The organism is Sphingomonas sp. GW822-FHT03G08 (genome assembly GCF_058801135.1).
The window spans coordinates 2,173,245-2,192,901 of record NZ_JBXAMZ010000001.1; the positions used below are offsets into that span (position 1 = coordinate 2,173,245).

Annotated in this window: 19 protein-coding genes and 1 pseudogene; 15 read left to right on the top strand and 5 right to left on the bottom strand. The window is 68.2% G+C overall.

Annotated elements, in window-relative coordinates; translation table 11 throughout:
• Positions 1-15: 15 nt before the first annotated feature.
• On the bottom strand, positions 16-948 hold the full coding sequence (locus tag AC1RJ5_RS09870; RefSeq protein ID WP_269574051.1) for a helix-turn-helix domain-containing protein: 933 nt from the start codon (positions 946-948) through the stop codon (positions 16-18).
• Between the two features lie 721 nt (positions 949-1,669).
• On the opposite strand from AC1RJ5_RS09870, the gene AC1RJ5_RS09875 reads away from it, so the two are divergent.
• The 3 genes from AC1RJ5_RS09875 to AC1RJ5_RS09885 all read left to right on the top strand — a co-directional run bounded on the left by AC1RJ5_RS09875 (position 1,670) and on the right by AC1RJ5_RS09885 (position 4,878).
• Positions 1,670-2,611: an ArdC family protein gene (locus AC1RJ5_RS09875; RefSeq protein ID WP_493113099.1), complete on the top strand. Its 942-nt coding sequence runs from the start codon at positions 1,670-1,672 to the stop codon at positions 2,609-2,611.
• Entirely contained in the window at positions 2,608-3,006 is a 399-nt protein-coding gene (locus AC1RJ5_RS09880) for a DUF2958 domain-containing protein (protein ID WP_493113101.1), read from the top strand. Before AC1RJ5_RS09875 ends, AC1RJ5_RS09880 begins: the two co-directional genes overlap by 4 nt.
• A 102-nt stretch (positions 3,007-3,108) precedes the next feature.
• Positions 3,109-4,878, top strand: coding sequence for a ParB/RepB/Spo0J family partition protein (locus AC1RJ5_RS09885; protein WP_493113103.1), 1,770 nt, complete (start codon positions 3,109-3,111; stop codon positions 4,876-4,878).
• Between the two features lie 34 nt (positions 4,879-4,912).
• Here AC1RJ5_RS09885 and AC1RJ5_RS09890 read toward each other — a convergent pair whose 3' ends face one another.
• Together AC1RJ5_RS09890 and AC1RJ5_RS09895 are read right to left on the bottom strand one after the other, a co-directional pair.
• On the bottom strand, positions 4,913-5,308 hold the full coding sequence (locus AC1RJ5_RS09890; RefSeq protein WP_269574048.1) for a thermonuclease family protein: 396 nt from the start codon (positions 5,306-5,308) through the stop codon (positions 4,913-4,915).
• Positions 5,295-5,510: a hypothetical protein gene (locus AC1RJ5_RS09895; RefSeq protein WP_269574047.1), complete on the bottom strand. Its 216-nt coding sequence runs from the start codon at positions 5,508-5,510 to the stop codon at positions 5,295-5,297. Before AC1RJ5_RS09895 ends, AC1RJ5_RS09890 begins: the two co-directional genes overlap by 14 nt.
• Positions 5,511-5,892: 382 nt before the next feature.
• Between AC1RJ5_RS09895 and AC1RJ5_RS09900 the strand changes: the two genes are divergently transcribed.
• The 12 genes from AC1RJ5_RS09900 (at position 5,893) to AC1RJ5_RS09955 (ending at position 16,220) form a co-directional block, all read left to right on the top strand.
• Positions 5,893-6,192, top strand: a complete 300-nt coding sequence (locus tag AC1RJ5_RS09900) for a DUF736 domain-containing protein (RefSeq protein WP_269574046.1) — start codon at positions 5,893-5,895, stop codon at positions 6,190-6,192.
• Positions 6,193-6,334: 142 nt separating this feature from the next.
• A complete protein-coding gene (locus AC1RJ5_RS09905; protein ID WP_269574045.1) occupies positions 6,335-6,562 on the top strand; it encodes a helix-turn-helix domain-containing protein in 228 nt (75 codons plus the stop codon).
• A complete protein-coding gene (locus tag AC1RJ5_RS09910; RefSeq protein WP_493113105.1) occupies positions 6,559-7,137 on the top strand; it encodes a S26 family signal peptidase in 579 nt (192 codons plus the stop codon). Before AC1RJ5_RS09905 ends, AC1RJ5_RS09910 begins: the two co-directional genes overlap by 4 nt.
• Entirely contained in the window at positions 7,125-7,721 is a 597-nt protein-coding gene (locus AC1RJ5_RS09915) for a lytic transglycosylase domain-containing protein (RefSeq protein ID WP_269574043.1), read from the top strand. The genes AC1RJ5_RS09910 and AC1RJ5_RS09915 overlap by 13 nt, the downstream gene beginning before the upstream one ends.
• 220 nt (positions 7,722-7,941) lie before the next feature.
• Complete coding sequence (locus AC1RJ5_RS09920; protein WP_269574042.1) at positions 7,942-8,298, top strand: hypothetical protein; 357 nt, start codon at positions 7,942-7,944, stop codon at positions 8,296-8,298.
• 255 nt (positions 8,299-8,553) lie between these two features.
• Positions 8,554-10,515: a relaxase/mobilization nuclease RlxS gene (gene rlxS, locus AC1RJ5_RS09925; RefSeq protein WP_269574041.1), complete on the top strand. Its 1,962-nt coding sequence runs from the start codon at positions 8,554-8,556 to the stop codon at positions 10,513-10,515.
• Positions 10,516-10,619: 104 nt separating this feature from the next.
• Entirely contained in the window at positions 10,620-10,865 is a 246-nt protein-coding gene (locus AC1RJ5_RS09930) for a hypothetical protein (protein ID WP_493113107.1), read from the top strand.
• A 374-nt stretch (positions 10,866-11,239) separates the two neighbouring features.
• Complete coding sequence (locus tag AC1RJ5_RS09935) at positions 11,240-13,150, top strand: alpha/beta fold hydrolase (RefSeq protein WP_269574039.1); 1,911 nt, start codon at positions 11,240-11,242, stop codon at positions 13,148-13,150.
• A gap of 128 nt (positions 13,151-13,278) precedes the next feature.
• Positions 13,279-13,542, top strand: coding sequence for a hypothetical protein (locus AC1RJ5_RS09940; protein WP_269574038.1), 264 nt, complete (start codon positions 13,279-13,281; stop codon positions 13,540-13,542).
• 202 nt (positions 13,543-13,744) lie between these two features.
• The gene (locus tag AC1RJ5_RS09945; RefSeq protein ID WP_269574037.1) at positions 13,745-14,677 is read left to right on the top strand and encodes a tetratricopeptide repeat protein; all 933 of its coding nucleotides are present in this window, start codon (positions 13,745-13,747) and stop codon (positions 14,675-14,677) included.
• A gap of 52 nt (positions 14,678-14,729) precedes the next feature.
• A complete protein-coding gene (locus tag AC1RJ5_RS09950; RefSeq protein WP_269574036.1) occupies positions 14,730-15,068 on the top strand; it encodes a hypothetical protein in 339 nt (112 codons plus the stop codon).
• Positions 15,069-15,110: 42 nt separating this feature from the next.
• Positions 15,111-16,220, top strand: coding sequence for a tetratricopeptide repeat protein (locus AC1RJ5_RS09955; RefSeq protein WP_269574035.1), 1,110 nt, complete (start codon positions 15,111-15,113; stop codon positions 16,218-16,220).
• A gap of 294 nt (positions 16,221-16,514) precedes the next feature.
• Here the strand turns inward: AC1RJ5_RS09955 and AC1RJ5_RS09960 are convergent, their stop codons facing one another.
• On the bottom strand, positions 16,515-18,827 hold the full coding sequence (locus AC1RJ5_RS09960) for a putative bifunctional diguanylate cyclase/phosphodiesterase (protein WP_269574034.1): 2,313 nt from the start codon (positions 18,825-18,827) through the stop codon (positions 16,515-16,517).
• A 72-nt stretch (positions 18,828-18,899) separates the two neighbouring features.
• A pseudogene (locus AC1RJ5_RS09965) lies at positions 18,900-19,657 on the bottom strand (hypothetical protein); the annotation flags it as partial.

The window sequence follows — 19,657 nt, forward strand, 5'->3', positions numbered from 1 at the left end:
GCGCCGATTAGGACGTTATTCGGCGAGCCGGTTCATCCAGTCGCCCCACATCATCATCCGCTCGGGCGGCGACAAGGCCAGCTTCTCCGGGTCGCCCGCAAGCCGGTCGACCTTCTGGAGCCCGCGCATCGCGCGCGCCTCGCTGGCGGTGTAGCCATATTCGCGGCGGAAGGCCCGGCTGAAGCTCGCTTCGTCGGGAAAGCCGTAGGTCAGCGCGATCTCGCTGATCCGGCGATGCTCCTCGGCGCTCGACAGCAGGTCGTGGATGCGCTGGAGCCGGCGCTGCTGGATGAAGCGGGCGACGCCGCCCAGCGGGCGGAACAGCCGGTAGAGGCTGGCGCGCGACATCGCAAGGCCCTCCGCCATGATCTCCGGTCCGAGGTCCGCCGAGGTCAGATGCGCATCGACGAAGCGCCGTGCGCGACCCAGCTGTGTGGCATCGAGCACGCTGCGCGTCTGGCTTTCGGTGCCCTCGCGGGGCTCGAGGCAGGAGCGCATCATCGCGATCATGCTGTCGGCCATGGCCGGGCCGTCCGCATTGTCCAAGCCGCTCGCCTGGCTCGCCAGCACCTTCATATAGTCCGCAAAGATCCGTCCCCGCGCGCCGGTGACGATCCGGCCGTGCAGCGCGGCGATGCCATGCATCGCGCCGTCGACCATGTCGCGCGGCACGAAGATGCACAGGCAGTGCATGGGAGCGAGCGGCAGCTCGATCGGCTGGCCCAGGTCGATGACGAAGAGCAGCCCTTCGGGGTTCTCCCGCGTGAAATCGAGCCGGATCAGATAATGGTCGATGCCGTCGGTGCGGATCTTGGCGGCTGTGCGCGAATAGGCGAGCGCATCGACATCGGTACCGCCGAAAGCGATCCGTCCCATCAGATAGGTGAAGGCGGTGCCGCGGAACTCGGATGCATCCCCACACGCGGGAATCTCGAACATCGGTGCCATGGCACGGTGCCAGGCTGCGAAACGCTCGCACGCGGGGAAGTCGTCCGTCGAGAAGCGTATCAGCGGAATGCGGGAAGCGCGTTGGGCCATGCCGCAGCTTGCCCCGCAAAGCGAGGCCGCTCAATCCCCCAGCTGTCCAACCCGTTGGTCCGGAAGCGGAAAGCCGGTTGACCTTTGGCTCTCGGCGCCTCGCGGGCGATGTCGAGGGCGCGCGGGAATAAGGGGCGTACACACGGGTGCTGGGAAGCCCCCGGGGTCCGCGCGTTGATGTACGCCCGCGCATGCACGCTTGCCTTGGACCGGGGGGCGCGGCGGCGGCTAACGCACAGCTCGCGCGCGCACGCCGCCCCGCCTGCGGTGTCGGCAAGGGTGCGTCTCCTCTTTTTTCTTACATCGCTTTGTTCCGCGACCGCGCTCTACGGCAAGCCGCCGGGCCGCGCTGCGCGCGTCCCCGTCCCTTCGGGTGACGATCGCTGGCGCGGGACTGTGGTCGGCGCTGGCAGCGCCGGCGTTGTTGGCCGGGCCTTGCGCAAGCGAGGTGGCCGGCGCGCCCTTCTGGGCCCGCGCGGGCTTGGCGCAACCCGGGCTTGGCCCGGGTCCTCCACTCACGTTTCGGCCTGGCGGTGCGCCCCGCCCTTTGCCGCGGGCCCGTCCGGGCTTCCTCGCCGCCCACCCCGCTTTCGCAGGGCCGGGTGTGGGCTTTGGGTCGAGGAGGTTGGGCATGGGAGGAATCAGCAGGCGTCGCGCTGGGGGAGAGGACCGGGGGGCGGGGCGCGCCTCGCTCTATGACGAGGTGACGGCACGGATCGCCGCCGAGCTGGAGGCCGGGCGCTTCCCATGGGTGCAGCCTTGGGACAGCGCCGCCGCCGCGCCCGGCCTGCCGCGCAACGCCGCCTCGAACCGCGCCTATTCGGGGATCAACGTGCTGATCCTGTGGGGCGAGGGGTTCGCGCGCGGCTATGCCTCGCAGGGCTGGCTGACCTTCCGGCAGGCCATCGAGGCCGGCGGCTGCGTCCGCAAGGGCGAGCACGGCGTCGGCGTGGTCTATGCCGACAGGTTCACCCCCGAGGCGGAAAAGGAACGCGCCGCTGCCGAGGGCGACGCGGCCCGCGCGGTGCCGTTCCTCAAGCGCTTCACCCTATTCAACGTCGCGCAAGTAGCGGGGTTGCCCGAGCGCATGCTGGCAGGCGCCGCGCCGCTTCCCGAGCGCGAGCTTGTGCCCGTTGCCGAGGCGCTGATAGCGGCTTGCCGAGCCGACTTCCGGATAGGCGGGGCCGAGGCCTATTATGCGCCGGGCGAGGACTATGTCCGGGTGCCGCCGCAACCGGCCTTTCGCCACCAGATCGATTATTACCGCACCGCCCTGCATGAGCTTGGCCACTGGACCGGGCACGCCTCGCGGCTGGCGCGCGACCTCTCCAACCCGTTCGGCAGCGCCGGCTATGCCCGCGAGGAACTGGTCGCCGAGCTGGCCTCGGCGTTTCTCTGCGCCGCGCTCGGAATCCAGCCGAGCGTCCGCCATGCCGATTATCTCGGGTCGTGGCTCGCGGTGCTGCGCGCCGACAATCGCGCGATCTTCCGCGCCGCCAGCCTCGCCAGCAAGGCCGCCGACTATCTGCTCGCCTTGGGGGCCGAATCTCCTGTGCTGGGAGAGGCCGCATGAGCCTGCTCACCCCCGAGCTGCGCGCCGCGCTCCGCGCGCAATATCGCAGCGAGGCGACGGACAGGCGCCCGCTGGTCAAGCTGTTCCATCCCCTCTCCGCCGCGACATGGCTGGCGAGCGAGATGGCCGAGGACGGCGACGCGCTGTTCGGCCTCGCCGACCTCGGCTTCGGCTGCCCGGAACTCGGCTGGTTCTCGCTGTCCGAGATCGAGGCGCTGCGCCTGCCCTATGGGCTACGCATCGAGCGCGACGTGTATTTCGCGACCGACCTGCCGCTGACCGATTGGGCCGCATGGGCGCGCAAGGCGGGGTCGATCCTCTGGGCCGAGGCGCTGCTGCGGCGCGCGCGCGACACCGCATCCGACCTGTCCGACCGGTTTCCGCCGCCCGAATGACGGCGCGGAAGGCGCGCGGCGCGCCGCTTCCGCCGCATAACCGAAGCCGGTCCCGCTCGCTGTCCAGATGCACGGGACCGGCGCCCACAAGGAGCAAGACCGATGAAACTCGACTTCCTTCCGCTCGACAAGCTCTATGTCGACAAGGCCAATATGCGCTTTGCCAAGCGCCCGCCGGACGTCTCCGACATCCTGCCGAGCGTCCGCAAGCGCGGCATCCTCCAGACGTTGATCGTCCGGCCCGGCGACGAAGACCGGTTCGGCATTCTCGCAGGCGCCCGGCGCTTCCGCGCCGGGGAAATCGTCGCGGGCGAGCGCACCGACGCCGACGTCCCGGACCCCGAGCCCTTCCTCTTCCCCTGCGCGATCCTCGAGGCCGGCGACGATGCCGCCGCCATCGAGGCCTCGCTGATCGAAAACATGGCGCGGCTCGCCCCCGACGAAGTGACGCGCTGGGAAAGCTTCGTCCGGCTGGTCAAGGAGGGCCGCTCGCTTGAGGAAATCGCCGACACCTTCGCGCTGCCGGTGCTGGCCGTCCGGCGCACGCTCGCGCTCGGCAATCTGCTGCCGCGCATCCGCGACCTCTACCGCCGCGACAAGATCGATGCCGCGACGGTGCGCCACCTGACGCTTGCCAGCAAGGCGCGGCAGCGCGACTGGCTGGCGCTGTGGGACGATCCGCAAGCGCATTGTCCGACCGGCTGGCAACTGCGCGGCTGGCTGCTCGGCGGGCAAGCGATCAGCGCCGACTATGCGCTGTTCGACGTGGAGGAAAGCGAGCTCGCTTTGGTCGCCGACCTGTTCGCCGAGCAGCGTTATGTCGCGGACCCCGACGCCTTCTGGACCGCGCAGAATGCGGCGATCGAGGCGCGGCGGGCAGCCTATCTCGAGGCCGGCTGGAGCGCGGTCGAGATTATCGGCCCCACGCAGCAGTATCAGGGCTGGGAGCAGGTGAAGACCCCGAAGCGCAAGGGCGGCCGCGTCTATATCGAGGTCCGCGCCAATGGCGAGGTCGTGTTCCACGAAGGCTATCTGACCCGCAAAGAGGTCAAGCGCATTGAACGCGGCGAGACGCCCGAGGCGGCGCAGGCCAGGCAGGTTCGGCCGGAAGTCAGCGGGCCGCTGCAGGTCTATATCGACCTGCATCGCCATGCTGCCGTGCGCGCCGCCTTGCTGTCGCGGCCCAAGGTCGCGTTGCGGCTGATGGTCGCGCACGCCATCGCCGGCTCGCCGCTCTGGCGGGTCGAGGCCGAGCCGCAACTGGCGCGTAGCGACGCCATCGCGGAGTCGGTCGAGACCTGCCGGGGCGAGACGGTCTTCGACGCCAAGCGGCGGCGGATGCTGGCGGTGCTCGGCTTCGATCCCGAGGCCCCGACGATCCGGGGCGGGCATGGCGGACACGGCGTCGTCGGCGTCTTCCTCGCCCTGCTCGACCTGCCCGATGCCAAGCTGATGGACGTGATCGCGGTGCTGATGGGTGAGACGCTCGCCGCGGGGAGCGCGGCGGTCGAGGCGGTCGGGTCGGAGCTCGGTGTCCGCATGGCGGACTGGTGGCAGGCCGATACCGCCTTCCTCGAACTGGTCCGCGACAGGGAAGTGCTGGCGCATATCGTCGCCGACGTGGCCGGCCCCACCGTCGCCGATGCCAATGCCGGCGAGACCGGCAAGACGCTGCGCCGGATCGTCGCCGACCATCTGGCCGGTGCCGGAGGACGCGCCAAGGTCGAGCACTGGATACCGCGCTGGATGGCCTTCCCGCCTAGCGCCTATACCGCGCGTGGCGGCGTCGGCACGGTCGCCATGCGTGCCGAGGTCGAGGCGGCGCTCGCGGCGCACGTGCCCGAGTCGCAGCCGCAGCCGCTCGCGGCCTGACCTTCGAGGGGCGGCGTCCTGCCGCCCCTTTTTCCTAGCCCCGGCACCAGTTGGGCTTCGCCTTCCCGCGCGGCCACCAGCGCGCGATTCCCTTGTCGACCAGCGTCGCGGCGAGGTCCCGGCCGTCGAGCCGTACCCGGGCCACGGAGCGGTTGTGGCTGCGCCCCACCCGCTCGATCTCGACCGTCCGGCCCTTGAGCAGCACGATCGCGGCCCGGGTCGCCTGCTTGCCGCGGGCCAGCTCGGCGCTGCACTTGGCGTTGCCGGGTTGCGTCTCGGGCGCGTCGATCCCGGCGATGCGGATGCGCTCGCCGCTCTCCAGCCGGAAGGTATCGCCATCGGTCACCCAGGCGACGACGCCCGATTGCGGGGCGGGCGCGGCGGCGATCAACAGCAGCGCCGCAATGGCGAGCGCCTCAATGCGCGCCACGCCGGATCACCATCCTGGTCTCCCCGCACAGCGAGCAGACATCCTTTCGGCGCTCGAACCCGCCTACGCCTGCGAGCTCGCGGGTCCTGATATTGGCGTGCTGCCGGACGCTCAACGCCAGCCGCTCCGCGATGCAGTCGTCGCATACCGGCTCGGGCGCCAGCCGCTCGATCAGGGCGCGGACCTGGTCCGATGTCGTCATGTCGCTTCCCTCGGTCCTGCCATATTGCCCTTTGCATCTAGTGGGTTCGGGCCGGTGGCGGCAAGCTGGATGGTTCGCGCGCGGCGTACCCGTTGCGGCGCGGGCATCACGCCCGGGATTCCCGAAAGCCGCACGCGGCCTCTCCACGATGGCTGTCTGGCACCGCGCGCCCTGGGTCAGCAACGGCGTCGCCGGCTTTCTTCCCCGGCTTCGGGCTTCTCCCTGCGCCTTCCTCGCGAGGCAAGAAAGCCGGCTTTGGCCGCCCTTCGCTTTCGCTGCGGCCCGGCCCTGCGGGGCCGGGTGCATGCCGGCCGCTGGCGGCGCCGCCTCGACGCCATCGAGGCCGCAATGGCGCGGCTTCGTAGGAACGAGGAGAAATACCATGGCCACCATCGGCAGCTTCACCCGCGACGAGTCCGGCGTGTTCACCGGCACCATCCGGACCCTGACGCTCAACGTGAAGGCGAGCATCCGGCCCGCGACCAAGGACAATGACAAGGCGCCCGACTACCGGGTCGTGAACTCGGGCAATGTCGAGTTCGGCGCCGGCTGGACCAAGACCTCGCGCGAGGACCGGCCCTATGTCTCGGTCAAGCTCGACGATCCGTCGCTGCCCGCCCCGATCTACGCGACGTTGGTCGAGGGCGAGCAGGGCGTCCACAACCTGATCTGGTCGCGCTGAGCCCCTCGCGTCCCGCGCCGACCGGCGCGGGACGCAGCCTTGCAGGGGGTGTCGAAATCGCACGGGTCGGTTTTCGACACTCTTCGCCGGGTGCCTCGTCCGCCATCCCCGGTGCCGTTCGAAGCACCCGAGGAGTTGCGGCATGGACGGCGACGATATCGACCGGGCGGCCAGCGCCAAGCGCGGCTCGCCCTTCCTCAACACCGAACAGGCGGCCGCCTATCTGGGCCTATCGAGCCGCTCGCTGAAGCGGCTGCGGGTGCGCGGCGACGGGCCGGTGTTCCGCCGGCATTGCCGCTTCGTCCAATACCATATCGACGACCTCGACGCCTGGAGCCGCGAGCACAGCGCGCGCGGGATCCGGCCATGAGCCGCCGCGCCCCGCCCAACGACGCGCCGCTGCTCGCCTGGGGCGAAGTCCGTCACGCCCTTCGCCGGCGCGAACTCCGCCGGCTGCGCCTCGCCATTCTCGGCGGCGCGGCGTTGGTCCTACTCGCGGTGCCGCCCATCTATGGCCCGGCACCACGCCTGGTGTGGAACGCCAGCGCCAGCGCGCCGACCGGCCTCTACTGGGTATGGCCGGGCGATGCGCCCGCACGCGGCGAGATGGCGATAGCCTGGCCGCCGCCGCGCTGGCGCGCGCTTGCCGCCGAGCGCCATTATCTCCCCGCCAATGTCCCGCTGGTGAAGCGCGTCGCCGCCGCGCAGGGTGACCTGGTCTGCGCCTCCGGGCCCGAGGTCTCGGTCAACGGCGTGCGCGTCGCCACGCGCGTCGAGCGCGATCCGAGCGGCCGCGCACTTCCCTGGTGGCAGGGCTGCCGCCGGCTCGGCCCAAGCGAATATCTGCTGCTGATGGATGCGCCCGGCTCATTCGACGGACGCTATTTCGGGATCAGCGCGGGCCATGACCTGATCGGCCGGGCGAGACTGATATGGCGGTGCTGACCCTTGCGCTCGCCGGCGCACTGGCTCTGGCCGATCCGGCCAATGGGGTTTCGCGCTGGTCGGCCGAGATCGACGCGGCCGCGGCACGCTGCGGCGTCCCTCGCGACTGGATCGCGCGCGTGATGCACGCCGAGAGCGCGGGCCGGACGACGCTCGACGGACAGCCAATCCGCAGTCCCAAGGGCGCGATCGGGCTGATGCAGCTGATGCCGGCGACCTGGGAGGAGCTCCGGCGCGAGCTTGGGCTTGGCGACGATCCCGATTTGCCGGCCGACAATATCGTCGCGGGGGCCTGCTATCTGCGGCGCATGTACGACCGCTTCGGCTATCCTGGGCTGTTCGGCGCGTACAATGCCGGGCCTTCGCGCTACGCCGCTTGGCTTGTCGGCGAGACAAGGTTGCCGGCCGAGACCATCATCTATTTGCGGCGCGTCACCGCCGCTGCGCCGGCACCGACCGAGAGGGCCGCGAGCCCGCGCGAGCCGCTGTTCCTCGTCCGCCGCGAGGTGCCCCCGCCGAGTGTCACGGTCCCGGCTGCGAGCCAGATGCCGGCGATGTTCGTGATCCGCCGCGAGGTGCCGTGACATGGTGAGGGTGGGAAGGCTCGTCGTGAAGTCCCAGCATGACGGGCGGCAAAGCGGCCCTCAAGGCCCATGGGTACCCCCCAATTTGCTCCGCAAATCGGTTCCCCCCATGTCCGCTTCGCGGCGCCTCCGCTCGCGCTCCGGCGGCCCTGACCGCCGCTTCGCCGTCCGTCTTCGAGACGCTGTCCTCGATGGTGAGGACCGCAAGCGGAGACTGATCATGGCACAGCTTCTATCCATCTCGGACGCGGCCGATCGCGTGATGGCGGCACTAGTCTCGGGGCTCGAGATCGAGTTTGGACGGCAGGCGGGCGCAGCGCTCGCCGAACGTTTCCTCGATGCCGAGGAGGCCGATTTTCTCTGGGACGCACGGGTCGAGGAGCGCTGGCTCGGCTGCTATTTCGGCGGTGGGGAGAGCGAAATCGAACTCGACCGGGTGCGGATTCTCGCTCGGATCGACGGGGGCTGGTTCGTTGCGGTGATGCTCGTCGACGGCGATGGCGACGCGCACGGGATGCTCGGCAAGCGCAGCTTCGGGCGCGCGGAGCAGGCGCGAAGGGCGTTCGCGGATGCGTGAAATGCTCCTCGGATCGGGCCGGGATGCGCTGCGGCACAGGCAGCGTGTCCCGGCTTTCTTTTTGCGCCTTGTGGGAGGCAGGGTGGAGAGACAGGGAAAACAAGATAAAGGCAGTGTCTCGCGACCCTGCTCAAGTGACTGTCTGCACATCCTTTTTTCGCGAGATTCGGCGGCGACGGCGCGAGACAGGCTCTTGGCAACTGGCGGAAATCCGCCGTTTTTGGTGCCTTTCCGCGAGCCTCCGCGAGGCCGGCGGTGAGCGAGGACGAGTTCACGCCCAGGCTGGGCAAGCCTGGCGCGAAGGACGCCAAGCGCCTGGTCAAATATGGCGGGCGCGTCCTCGCCGCAGCGCGCCTCGCGGGCAGCAAGACCGGCGTACTGTCGCGGCGCTTCGATGGCAGCCGGATCGGCCGCGGCGCGAGCATCGGACGGCTGCTGTCGAGCCGCGACCGGTTCGCCGGGGCCCGGGCGCGGCGCGCGATGGTCAAGGTGCGGCTGGTGCGGATGGCCGGGAGCGGCCTCTCCGCCGCGCGCGCGCACCTGCGCTACATCCAGCGCGACGGAGTGACGCGCGAGGGCAATCCCGGCGAGCTCTACGGGCGCGACATGGATGCCGCCGACGGCAAGGCGTTCCTCGATCGCTGCGCCGGCGACCGCCACCAGTTCCGCTTCATCGTCTCGGCCGAAGACGGCGCGGAATATCCCGACCTCAAGCCCTATGTCCGCCGGCTGATGGCGCAGGCCGAGCATGACCTCGGCACCCGGCTCGACTGGGTCGCGGTCGACCACTTCAACACCGACAATCCGCACACCCACATCATGCTGCGCGGCGTCGACGACCAGGGGCAGAATCTCGTCATTGCCCGCGAATATATCGCGCACGGGCTCCGCGAGCGCGCCGCCGAGCTCGCCACGCTCGACCTGGGTCCGCGTACTGATCGCGAGATCCAGGACCGGCTGCGCCGGGATGTCGAGCAGGAACGGCTGACCGCGATCGACCGCCGGCTGCTTAGGCGGATGGACGCCGACCGGATCACGGGGCCGAAGCACAACGATCCGTTCCAGCAGGCGGTGGCGACCGGACGCCTGCGCAAGCTGGGGGCGATGGGGCTCGCCGAGGATCTCGGCAACGGCCGCTGGGAGCTAGCCGACGGGCTGGAGGATACGCTGCGCCGGATGGGTGAGCGCAACGACATCATCCGGCTGATGCAACGCGAACTGACCGCGCGCCGGCTCGAGCGGGCGCCAGCCGACCGGGTCATCGAGAGTGAACTGCGGGAGCCTGTGATCGGGCGCGTCCTCCGGCGTGGCTTCTCCGACGAGCATCGCGATCGTCATTACCTGATCGTCGATGGTATCGACGGCAGGGCGCATTATCTCGACATCGGCCGCGCCACCGCGACCGATCTTACCCCCGAGGGCGCGATCGTCCGCGTGGCGCCGCGGGCGGCCGGGGTCCGGGAGGTCGATCGCACCATAGCCTCGGTCGCCGCGTCGAATGACGGGCGCTATTCGGCGGAGCATCATCTCGAGCACGATCCTCAGGCCGGCCGAGCATTCGCCGAGGCGCATGTCCGCCGCCTCGAGGCGATGCGGCGGGCGGGGCTCTCCGAACGACTGGCGGACGGAAGCTGGGCTATTCCGGAGGACCATGTCGAGCGGGCGGTCGCCTATGAGACGCGGCAGCTTTGCGACCAGCCCGTCGCGATCGAGACGCTGTCCGCGGTACCGCTGGACCGGTTGCCCGGCGCCGACGCCGCAACCTGGCTTGATCATGCGCTTGGGGCGGATGAGCCGGTGGTCGCGCGCGACGCCGGGTTCGGGCGCGAGGTTCGCAGCGCGCTTGCCGCGCGCCGGCAATGGCTGGTCGAGCAGGGCCTGGCGGACGAAGCGGGGAGCGGCATCCAGCTGAGGCGCGGGACGATGGCCCTGCTGCAGCGCCGCGAGCTGCTGCGGATTGCCGGCGAGCTGACGGACGAACTCGGCAAGACCCATGTCGAGGCCGTACGAGGCGGGCGCATCGAAGGGCGGCTGACCCGGCAGATCGAGGCGGTGGGCGGGCGCTACGCGCTGGTCGAGCGCAGCCGCGAGTTCAATCTCGCGCCGTGGCGACCCGTCCTGGAACGACAGCTGGGCAAGCCGGTCGCGGGGCTCATCCAGCGCGACGGGATTAATTGGCAGTTCGGGCGAGACCGCACGGGACCCCAAATCTCATGAAGCAATTTCGGCTTCTCGCCTCAATAGCGACCGTCCCGAATCGCGACCGACATCATCAGCCTTCGCTTGGTAGGTATTCTTAATCGAAGGGCTTGGGAGGATTAATGTCCGACCTAATCGTGTTCGCGCTGCTGCATTCAGTTCCGATTGCGCCACTTAATGTGGCATTCATCGTTCTCGAACCGCACGTCGAGGCTCGCCCAGCAGGCAATTATACCTTGACCAAATATGCCGAGAGTATTTTGCGCGATCTCCAGCGCAATGGGCAACTCCGATACCGCCGAGCGCACCTTGCGGACGATGCCATCTCCAACCGCCTCAGATTTGCGCTGAACCGAGTGAGCGGCTGAGCTGTGTCCGACAGGCATGCCGGCTACTGAAGCAGGTTCTCCCGTGGTGGCGATCCTTGTTGGGTACACTGGCAACCCGTTGCCTGGCAGCGGACGGAGTGTACCGGATCGCGCGGCGACGGATCCTGCGAAATGTCTCTTCAATGAAGTCGCCATCCCTCGGCCGACACAAGCGGACGGGCACGATCGCAAGTTCAGCGATGTTCAAGACGCCTTGAAGGCGGGACCCTAGAGGCGGGCCACTGACTGAACATTGCCTTCCAAATCTGCACCGGACTGGCTTGCGACGCCCGCCCAGCATTAGCGGATGGACTTTGCCCGAAAATTTTGCCGTGATCCGGGGAGTCTACAGGTTGAAGATTTTCGGAGTTCCTATGTCCACCGGGCCCGGCCAGCAAGACCACGACTCAACCTGGGCTTGGCGGGGTACGGCCCCCTGGTCGAACGGCTTTCATGATGCGCTGCGGAGCTGGATCGAAACGCCCGAGGCGATGATTGAGGCGGTGCGCAGCGAAGCCGCCGCCATTGAGCGAGTGCTTAAGGCTGATTTTGGACCTGAGGAAATGCGGATCTATCCGCTCCTGCGTCCGGAAAGCTTGGCCGCCGCGCTTGTCGATGCATCGGGTGACGTCGTTGTCGCCAGCGCCGTGTTCGCCGCCGAAGGCGCTGCAAGCCACATCGACACCGAGATCGTCAGCCAGGTGCTTCGGACGGGTCGCGGCCATGTCGCACCCGTCGCCGTCGAAGCGCCCGACGGCCAGTCCGACCCCGCGATTTTCGCCTATAGCACCGCCACCGAAGCCGCTTCCTGGGTGCTTCCCCGAGAAATCCGAGAGCGCCCCGAACTCGGCGGTGGCCATGTCGTGGTCCTGGCGACGATTACCAGTCTTCGGGCGACACCCCTTAAGGCGGCCTGCGAGAGCTTCGGGCTGACGGGCCTTCAGACGCGCGTCGCGATGGCTACCATCCGCTGCGGTACGATCAAGCAGGCGGCCGCTCAGTTGGGAATATCCTACGATACCGCGCGGGAGAGCCTGTCCGAGGCGATGCGGCGCGCCGGCGTGGACCGACTTCCCGCGCTGGTCGCCAGCCTCGCCTCGCTGGCCTTCGGCGTCCTCCCGCAGAGGTCCGGCGTGCCCTTGCTCGAGGATATCTGGGGGCTATCTTCGCGCCAGGCGGCGCTCGCGGGCCTGATCGCCGAGGGCTTGCCCCGCGAGGTGGCGGCGCGCCGTCTCGGCATGTCCGCTGCCGCGGCCAAGAAGGAACTCGATCGGATCTATGCCGGCCTCGGCGTCTCCAGCGCCGCGGCACTCGCGCGCACCGTAGTGGAAGCGCAGGCGCTCTCCTGCACCACGGCGGCCACGCGCGGCTATGTCGCGCTTCCCCACGACCATGCCGAGCCGTTGCGCATGCTGCCGCGCGAAGATGGCAGCAGGATCGCGTGGAGCGACTATGGGCCCGTCTCGGGAAAGCCGGTGCTGGTCGTCCATAGCAGCATGACCTCGCGGCCGGTGAGCCGCAGCCTGGTGGCGGCGCTCCAGGCGGAGGGCTGTCGCCCGATCGCGATAGACCGGCCCGGATTCGGCATGTCCGATCCCATTGCCGGCGCCGAGCCGGGCGGGCATGATCCATTCGCCGCAGCGGTGCCGGACGTGCTGCGGGTGTGCCGGAAACTGGATATCTCGATTCTCGACGTCGTTGCGCGAGGCGGCGCGCAGCATGTGTTGGCACTGGCCGATGCCGCCCCCGGCCTGATCGACCGGGTAGTGTTGGTCAATCCCGATCCGCACACCGAGGAGAAGGGTCGCCGGGCCGGGCCGCTCGGCGCGGTCAAGGAAGCCTATTATCGCAACCCGCGCCTCGTCGCGATGATGGCGCGGCTGATATCTGCCCATCTCACTCGGGAACGGCTGCTACGCATGATGGAGCGCTCCTTCGCCGGGAGCCCACCCGACCAGAAGGCACTACGCGACCCGCAAGTCGTCACCGACTATTACCGAGCGGTCCGGATGTTCGCGGCGGGCCGGGTTGCCGGCTATGTCAACGAGCAGATCGCAATGGCGACCGCGGCGCGCCCCTCTCCCCGCAAGGGTACGCACCGCTGGTCGGTGATGATCGGCGAGCACGATACGCTCCACGATCCTGCCGATGTGCGCGCTTATTGGCGGGCGGTGCTGCCCGATGCGCGGTTCGTGGACGCGGAAGGGTCGGGGCGATTATTGGCTTTGGCCGAACCCGGCCGTGTCGCCCAGGCCTTGCGCGAGATTTCCTCCCGCCAGGAATAACGCCTCCACACGGGTCAACGGGATTTCGACACCCCACAAAAGGGGATGTGCCCGCTCGGAACGACGCAGCAGATTTCCCGCATCAACCGGATGCAGGAAGCTGGCGCCCGGCAAGAGGAGGGAAGAGCATGCGAACCAAACCCGTTCTGATCGCCATCGCGTTCGCCGTGATCGCCGTGCCAAGCGCCGCCTATGCAGGGGAGCGCATCTGGGGAAGCGGCGAGACGCGCACTTCGGCTATGGACGACGCGGAGCGCCGCGGCAGGGTCGTCGCAGCCGAAAAGCATACATGCATCACGACCCACGCCACGCCGCAGAATTGCACCCAGGATGCCGGCGGCTGGTCCTGCTGGGTCACGGTCGCGAACGAGCAGGGAAGTTGCGCCAACTAAGGCTCCCGGCCACCGATTTCCAAGACCCGCCCCGTGCCCGAGCGCACGGGGCAGCAGGACATTGATCATGCGACAGCATCGCAGCCTTCTTCTCGCCGGCCTTGCCGGCGGATTTCTCTTGCTTGCGGGCGCGCCGGTCTCGGCGGTCCCCAACCCTGGTCCCATGGCTCCGCAATCCGGCACGGCGTGGGGAATCACGGAAATGCAATGGCGTACGCTCACCGGGCCCGAACTGCGGCGCCTGGCGGGTTTCCCCGGCTCCGCAGCCGCTGTGCTCGCCGCCGCACAGAATGGCGACCCGCGCGCCATGGCGCTGATCTCGGGCGCCTATGCGACGGGATCCGGCGTGCCTCGGAACGACAGCGAGGCGTTCCGCTGGGCGCAGCGCTCCGCGGCGACGGGCTTGCCCCTTGGCATCCATGTTCTCGGCCTCGACTATTTCTACGGCACCGGCGTTGCGCCCGATCCGGCGCAATATCTGCGCCTGCTTCGTCAGGCCGCCGACGCAGGTTCGATCGTCGCCGCGGGCGAATATGCCAAGGCGCTGTTCCGCGGCGAGATCACCGCGAAGGACCTGGCGGGAGCGCTGCGCTACGCCAAAATCGGTGCAGAAGGCGGGATCGCAGAGAGCAAGATGCTCTATGGCACGCTGCTCTACGACCGCTCGCTGGCCGGTCGCAATCCGGCCGAAGGCGGCAAATGGATCCGGGCGGCCGCCGCGGACGGCTATGACTTTGCCCGCAAAGCTGCTGCGGCGCTCGATGCCCAGGACGGTTTCTCGGCGTCGGCGAAACAGCTGTTCGTGTCCAACTTCGGCAACAGCCTTGTCGGTGCCCACACCGTGATCGCGGCGGCGGACGATCCCTGCGTCACCCAGATCGTCGTCGATCTGAACGGCACCACCGGATCCTTCCTCGTCAACTGGCAGGAAACGGTAGTCGCCAGCGCGGGCAATTCGTTCCTCAATCTGTCCGGTGCGATCCTCAACGGCACCCAGCGGGCGGGGGACGATGTGCGGAACAGCCTCGGACTCTCGCTCCACCGCGACCAATCGGACGCGCCCGAGGAACAGGACCGCATGTTCGAGCTCGCTTCCTCGGCAAAGCGGGTGTCCGACATCTGCCACGCGCTTTGAGGCCGCCGGCGCGCGCATGCGGCGGGCGATTAAGACAAAGGAGAATATGGCAATGCGAGCGAAGTTGATCATCGGCACCGCCGCAGCCTTCCTGCTGCTAGCCGGCGCATTGCCGGCCGGCGCGCAGAGCGGCAACCACGGCTATTGCTATGTCTATGGGTCGGACATGAAGACCGTCTATGTCTCGGACCCCTATCCGGTCCCGAGCGGCCCCGACATGTCCTTCCAGCAATTTGGCGACTATCTCGGCAAGAACCAGGGCGTCACTAAGCGGCCGGGATGCGATTCGGGATATAATGGACGGGCCGTCGCCACTCAGGCGCGCCAGAATCGGATCAGCGAGGCGCGGCAACAGGGCATCAGGGTTGTTGAGGTGCGCTGGCCGCTTTGACGCAGAGTGAAGGCCGGACTGCGCTCGCTTGGGGTTGGGTTTATGATCAGGACCGTCTGTATCGTTTTCGTGTTGCTGGCCAGCGGAACCGCCGCCGCACAAGGCCGTATGTCGGACTATGTGCGCGGCATTTACGAGGAGCGTTGCCTCAAGGAGGACGTCTCGGCGTGCCGTGAACTATTGGCCGAGGATTTCGGTGTGCCCGCTGCAACCCGGGCGCGCGCGCTAGCGGTTCGTGGTCAGGCCTTTATGCGGAGCAACGCGATTGCCGATGCGGCTGCCGACTTCGCCAACGCCCTGAAGATCGCCGAAACCCCGCAGGACCCGGCAATGGCCAAGCTGGATGCCGCGCGCGGCGTTTCGAGCCTCACGTCCGAGTGGCGCAGCATGGTACAGGCAAGACTGGCCGACGCGCTGCTTCGACGCACCGATAAGGCCAATGCCCGTGTCGCGGTGGAAAAGGCAATCAAGCTCGATAGCCGCAATGGCTATGCCTATTCGATCCGTGCACGATTGAGCGGAAGCGACCAGCAATGGCCGGCCGCGCTTGCCGATTTCGATCGGGCGATAGAGCTTGGGATCACGGACACGACCGAGCGAGCGCTCAGCCTTTATCGCCGGGGCCTCGTTCGCGGCATGCTCAAGCGGCCGGCCGACAGCCAGATCGCCGATTTCACGGCGGCACTGGTCGCTGACCCGAGCCTTTCGGCTGCTCTGGAAGCGCGAGCGGGCGTCTACCAGGATCTAGGCCGGTACGAAGAAGCGCTGCGCGACTATGATGCGCTTACACTGCGCGAACCCAAATATGCCGCGGGCTTCAACGCCGCGTGCTGGACGCGGGCCGCCTATCTCAAACGCGATTTCGAGAAGGCCCGCGAACAGTGTGACCGTGCGTTGGCTCTGGCGGCCGAACCGAACACTTATGACAGCGCCGGTCTGGTCGCCCTTCAGCAGCAGCGATGGCAAGATGCCTGGGCACTTTACGACAAGGCGGTCAAGGGCGATGCCAAAATGGCGTCCGCGATGTACGGTCGTGGGATCGCGGCCAAACGCCTCGGTCGTAGGCCCGAGGCTGAGGCGGACCTTGCCGCTGCTATGCGCATGGAAGCGCGGGTTGCGGCGAACTACCTATCTTATGGGCAGGCACCGTAGCGCAGGGCGACTGGGTCTCAGCCGCCTCGGTTTGACTGCGCCTAATTGGTTCGAAAGCCGCCCATTCAAAAACTACGTACTAAATGTCGACAATACCCGTCGGGGCACCAGACCGCAGCGAGAATGCGCTGACCCAGGCCGTGACCCAGGCGGCCGACAAAGTCGGCGACGCCGCAAAGTAGGTGACCAAATAAGGTCGCATGAAAATCGGCAATGGGATTTACCCCCATCCCATTGGGCAGCAACTCGCCGCGTTGGCGACGTTCTCAAATTCCCCATGTTGAAGACCGCCGCTCAGGCGGCGAGATCGAATGAACGCGGGAGCAGGGCTTCCAGCTCCGCCGCTGGCACGGGCCGGCTGATGACATAGCCCTGCACGAGATCGCAGCCGATCGAACGGAGAAAGGCGAGGCATTCTTGGTCCTCGGCCCCTTCCGCCACCACTTTCAGCCCCAGATCATGCGCCAACTCCACCGTAGAGCGCACCAGCACCCCGTCGCCGCGGTTCTGATGCGCGAACTGGACGAAGCTGCGGTCGATCTTGAGCTCGTTGAGCGGCAACTGCTTTAGATAGCTGAGCGTTGACTGGCCGGTGCCGTAATCGTCCATGGAGATCGCGATGCCGAGATCGCGGAACAAGTGCAGCGCGGCGACCGCGGCCTCCGGATCGTGCATCGCGGCGGATTCGGTCACTTCGAAGGTCAGCGCGTCCGGCTCGATGCCGCTGGTGCGGATCAGCTCACGCAGCATCGCGATGAACTCGGCCGAGCTCAGCAGCTTGACGGAGAGATTCACTGCGCCGGTGATGCGATGGCCGAGCGCGTGCCAGCGCCGTAGGTCGGCGATGGTCTCGGCAACTACGTGGAGCGTCAGCGCGGCGATGCGGTCGTTGCGCTCGGCGAGCGGGATGAACAGGTCAGGGCGCAGGAAGCCGCGCGTGCCGTGGTGCCAGCGCACTAGCGCCTCGACGCTGGCAATCCGGCCCGAGCGCAGATCGAGCTTGGGCTGGTAGACGAGATGGATCTCGCCCTTGCCAATCGCCTCGTCGAGCTCGCCGAGCAGCGAAAGCTCGCGCTCGATCGTCTCGTCCTCGCCGGCGTCATGGACATGCCAGCGCCCGCCAGAGGCCATCGCGCGCTGGGCGGCGAGCGCGGCATTGGCGACGCAGCGGTCGGGCGAGGCGGCCGCCGCTTCCGAGGCGAAGCCTATCGCCAGCGTGACATCGACCCGTCGCCCGCCGATCTCGACCGGCGCCAGCATCGCCGAGCGCAGAGAGGCGAGGCGGGACTCGAGCGCCTCCTCGTCATAGCAACGCCAGGCGAGCACGCGGTCCTCGACGCGGTAGACGGTGCTGCCTTCCGATACGAGCGCGATACGATCGCGAACGCGGCGCACCAGTTCGGTGATCGCGGATGCCGGGAGTCCGGCCGCCAGCTTGTCGAACTCGGCCAGATGCGCAGTGACCACGCCGATTCCGGCATAGCTGCGCATCGCCTCGCGCAGTGCCAGGCGGTTGGGCAGGCCGGTACCCGCGTCGTGCATCCGCCGGCGGCGTGCCGCAGCGGTGGCACGCGTAGCCAGCGCCAGACCGCTCGCCGACGTGATCGTGATGAAGGCCGGGATCATCGGCAGCAACCAATGGCCAGCTGCATCGGCCAGCGCCGACGTGGCGAACAGGATGACCGGACTGGCGAGGGTCGCAGCCGCGAGATGCTGGCGCGTGCGCATGCGGAGGATCGTCCACCCGAGCAGCGCGGCCAGCACCAACGGCAGCGGCCAGCCCGCCTCGCGCGGGAGGCCGCGGCGCAGTGTCTCGGTAGCCAGCGCCTGGATGACCACGCCAGGGATCACACCGTAATTCGGCACGGCATAGCGATCGCCCATCTCCACCGCGGTCGCGCCGATCACCACGTCCTTGCCGGCGATGGCGCGCGAATCGAAGCTGCCGTCGCGGATGTCGATGAAGCTGTGCCGCGGAATCGTGTTCGGATCGATCGCGAAGTCGATCGGGAAATCCTGGTCGGCGGTGCCGTCCATCCCCGCGATCATCGCCGACAGTGACGGGCGCGGCAGCCCATCAGTCATGGTGCCCAGCGGCGCGCGGCGGACATAGCCATCAGCATCGGGCAGGATGCTGACCGCAGCGAGCGTTGCGTGCTCGCGCAGCTGCGCGGTGGGTAGCGAGTCGGTCCAGCCTTCCTGGCCGCCGCCCGCTTCCTGGCCGAAGGTGGGCAACACCACCTTGCCCTCGGCGCGGTCGAGCGCGGCGGCGAAGGCGGCGTCTTCGTCCGGCACCGGCGATTGCGACGAGAAGTCGACGTCGAATAGAATCGAGGCAGCGCCCGCTTCGCGTAGTCGATCGATCAGCCGGGCATAGTTGCTGCGCGGCCAGGGCCATTTGTCGATCGCGCCGATGCTGCGCGCATCGATCTCGACGATATGGATCTGGCCGCTGGCGGGATGCTGGCGCAGATGCCAGCCCGCCTCGCGAAGGGCCCGCTCGCCGCCGACGCCGACGCCCGACATCCCTGCCGCAATGCCGGCGAAGCAACTCAGCGTCAGCGCGGCGATCCGCCAATGGCCCTTTAGAAATTCGATCGCCTTCATGCGTCCGTTCCGCTTCGAAGCACCAAGTCTAGCGCGGGCGCCCTAACGTCAGGTCAACGCATCCGCCCGGCATCAATCGCCGCGCACATTGTCCTTGCCAGGGTTTCTGCCCTTCCCCTTGCCCGGAGCGATTCCGGTATCGACGCCGACATCGACCGAGACATCAGTGCTCGTGCCCGAACCCGAGTTGGCGCCGCCATTGCCGTTGCCGTTCCCATTGCCGTTGCCGTTATTGCCGGTCCCGACATCATCGCTGCCCGAACCCGAGCTGGCACCGCCGTTGCCGTTACCCTGGCCGTTGCCGTTGTTTCCGGTGCCGACATCGTCGCTGCCCGAGCCCGAGCTGGCCCCGCCGTTGCCGTTACCCTGGCCGTTGCCGTTGTTTCCGGTGCCGACATCGTCGCTGCCCGAGCCCGAGCTAACCCCGCCGTTGCCGTTGCCCTGTCCGTTGCCGTTGTTTCCGGTGCCGACATCGTCGCTGCCCGAGCCCGAGCTAACCCCGCCGTTGCCGTTGCCCTGGCCATTGCCGTTGCTCCCGGTACCGACATCGTCGCTGCCAGAACCCGAGCTGGCACTGCCGTCGCCGTTGCCTTGGCCATTGCCGTTATCCCCTGTACCGACATCGTCGCTGCCCGAACTCGAGCCCGAGCTGGCACCGCCATTGCCGTTACCGTTGCCGTTGCCGTTGTTGCCGGTCCCGGTGTCGCTGCCCGAACTCGAGCCCGAGCTGGCACCGCCATTGCCGTTACCGTTGCCGTTGTTGCCGGTCCCGGCGTCGCTGCCCGATCCCGAACCCGAGCTGGCACCGCCATTGCCGTTGCCGTTGCCGT

Excerpts from the sequence above, each read along its gene's own strand:
- AC1RJ5_RS09870 (WP_269574051.1), bottom strand. The coding sequence starts at position 948 with ATGGCACCGATGTTCGAGATTCCCGCGTGTGGGGATGCATCCGAGTTC.
- AC1RJ5_RS09875 (WP_493113099.1), top strand. The coding sequence starts at position 1,670 with ATGGGAGGAATCAGCAGGCGTCGCGCTGGGGGAGAGGACCGGGGGGCG.
- AC1RJ5_RS09880 (WP_493113101.1), top strand. The coding sequence starts at position 2,608 with ATGAGCCTGCTCACCCCCGAGCTGCGCGCCGCGCTCCGCGCGCAATAT.
- AC1RJ5_RS09885 (WP_493113103.1), top strand. The coding sequence starts at position 3,109 with ATGAAACTCGACTTCCTTCCGCTCGACAAGCTCTATGTCGACAAGGCC.
- AC1RJ5_RS09895 (WP_269574047.1), bottom strand. The coding sequence starts at position 5,510 with ATGACGACATCGGACCAGGTCCGCGCCCTGATCGAGCGGCTGGCGCCC.
- AC1RJ5_RS09900 (WP_269574046.1), top strand. The coding sequence starts at position 5,893 with ATGGCCACCATCGGCAGCTTCACCCGCGACGAGTCCGGCGTGTTCACC.
- AC1RJ5_RS09905 (WP_269574045.1), top strand. The coding sequence starts at position 6,335 with ATGGACGGCGACGATATCGACCGGGCGGCCAGCGCCAAGCGCGGCTCG.
- AC1RJ5_RS09910 (WP_493113105.1), top strand. The coding sequence starts at position 6,559 with ATGAGCCGCCGCGCCCCGCCCAACGACGCGCCGCTGCTCGCCTGGGGC.
- AC1RJ5_RS09915 (WP_269574043.1), top strand. The coding sequence starts at position 7,125 with ATGGCGGTGCTGACCCTTGCGCTCGCCGGCGCACTGGCTCTGGCCGAT.
- AC1RJ5_RS09920 (WP_269574042.1), top strand. The coding sequence starts at position 7,942 with ATGGCACAGCTTCTATCCATCTCGGACGCGGCCGATCGCGTGATGGCG.
- AC1RJ5_RS09930 (WP_493113107.1), top strand. The coding sequence starts at position 10,620 with ATGTCCGACCTAATCGTGTTCGCGCTGCTGCATTCAGTTCCGATTGCG.
- AC1RJ5_RS09935 (WP_269574039.1), top strand. The coding sequence starts at position 11,240 with ATGTCCACCGGGCCCGGCCAGCAAGACCACGACTCAACCTGGGCTTGG.
- AC1RJ5_RS09940 (WP_269574038.1), top strand. The coding sequence starts at position 13,279 with ATGCGAACCAAACCCGTTCTGATCGCCATCGCGTTCGCCGTGATCGCC.
- AC1RJ5_RS09945 (WP_269574037.1), top strand. The coding sequence starts at position 13,745 with ATGCAATGGCGTACGCTCACCGGGCCCGAACTGCGGCGCCTGGCGGGT.
- AC1RJ5_RS09950 (WP_269574036.1), top strand. The coding sequence starts at position 14,730 with ATGCGAGCGAAGTTGATCATCGGCACCGCCGCAGCCTTCCTGCTGCTA.
- AC1RJ5_RS09955 (WP_269574035.1), top strand. The coding sequence starts at position 15,111 with ATGATCAGGACCGTCTGTATCGTTTTCGTGTTGCTGGCCAGCGGAACC.
- AC1RJ5_RS09960 (WP_269574034.1), bottom strand. The coding sequence starts at position 18,827 with ATGAAGGCGATCGAATTTCTAAAGGGCCATTGGCGGATCGCCGCGCTG.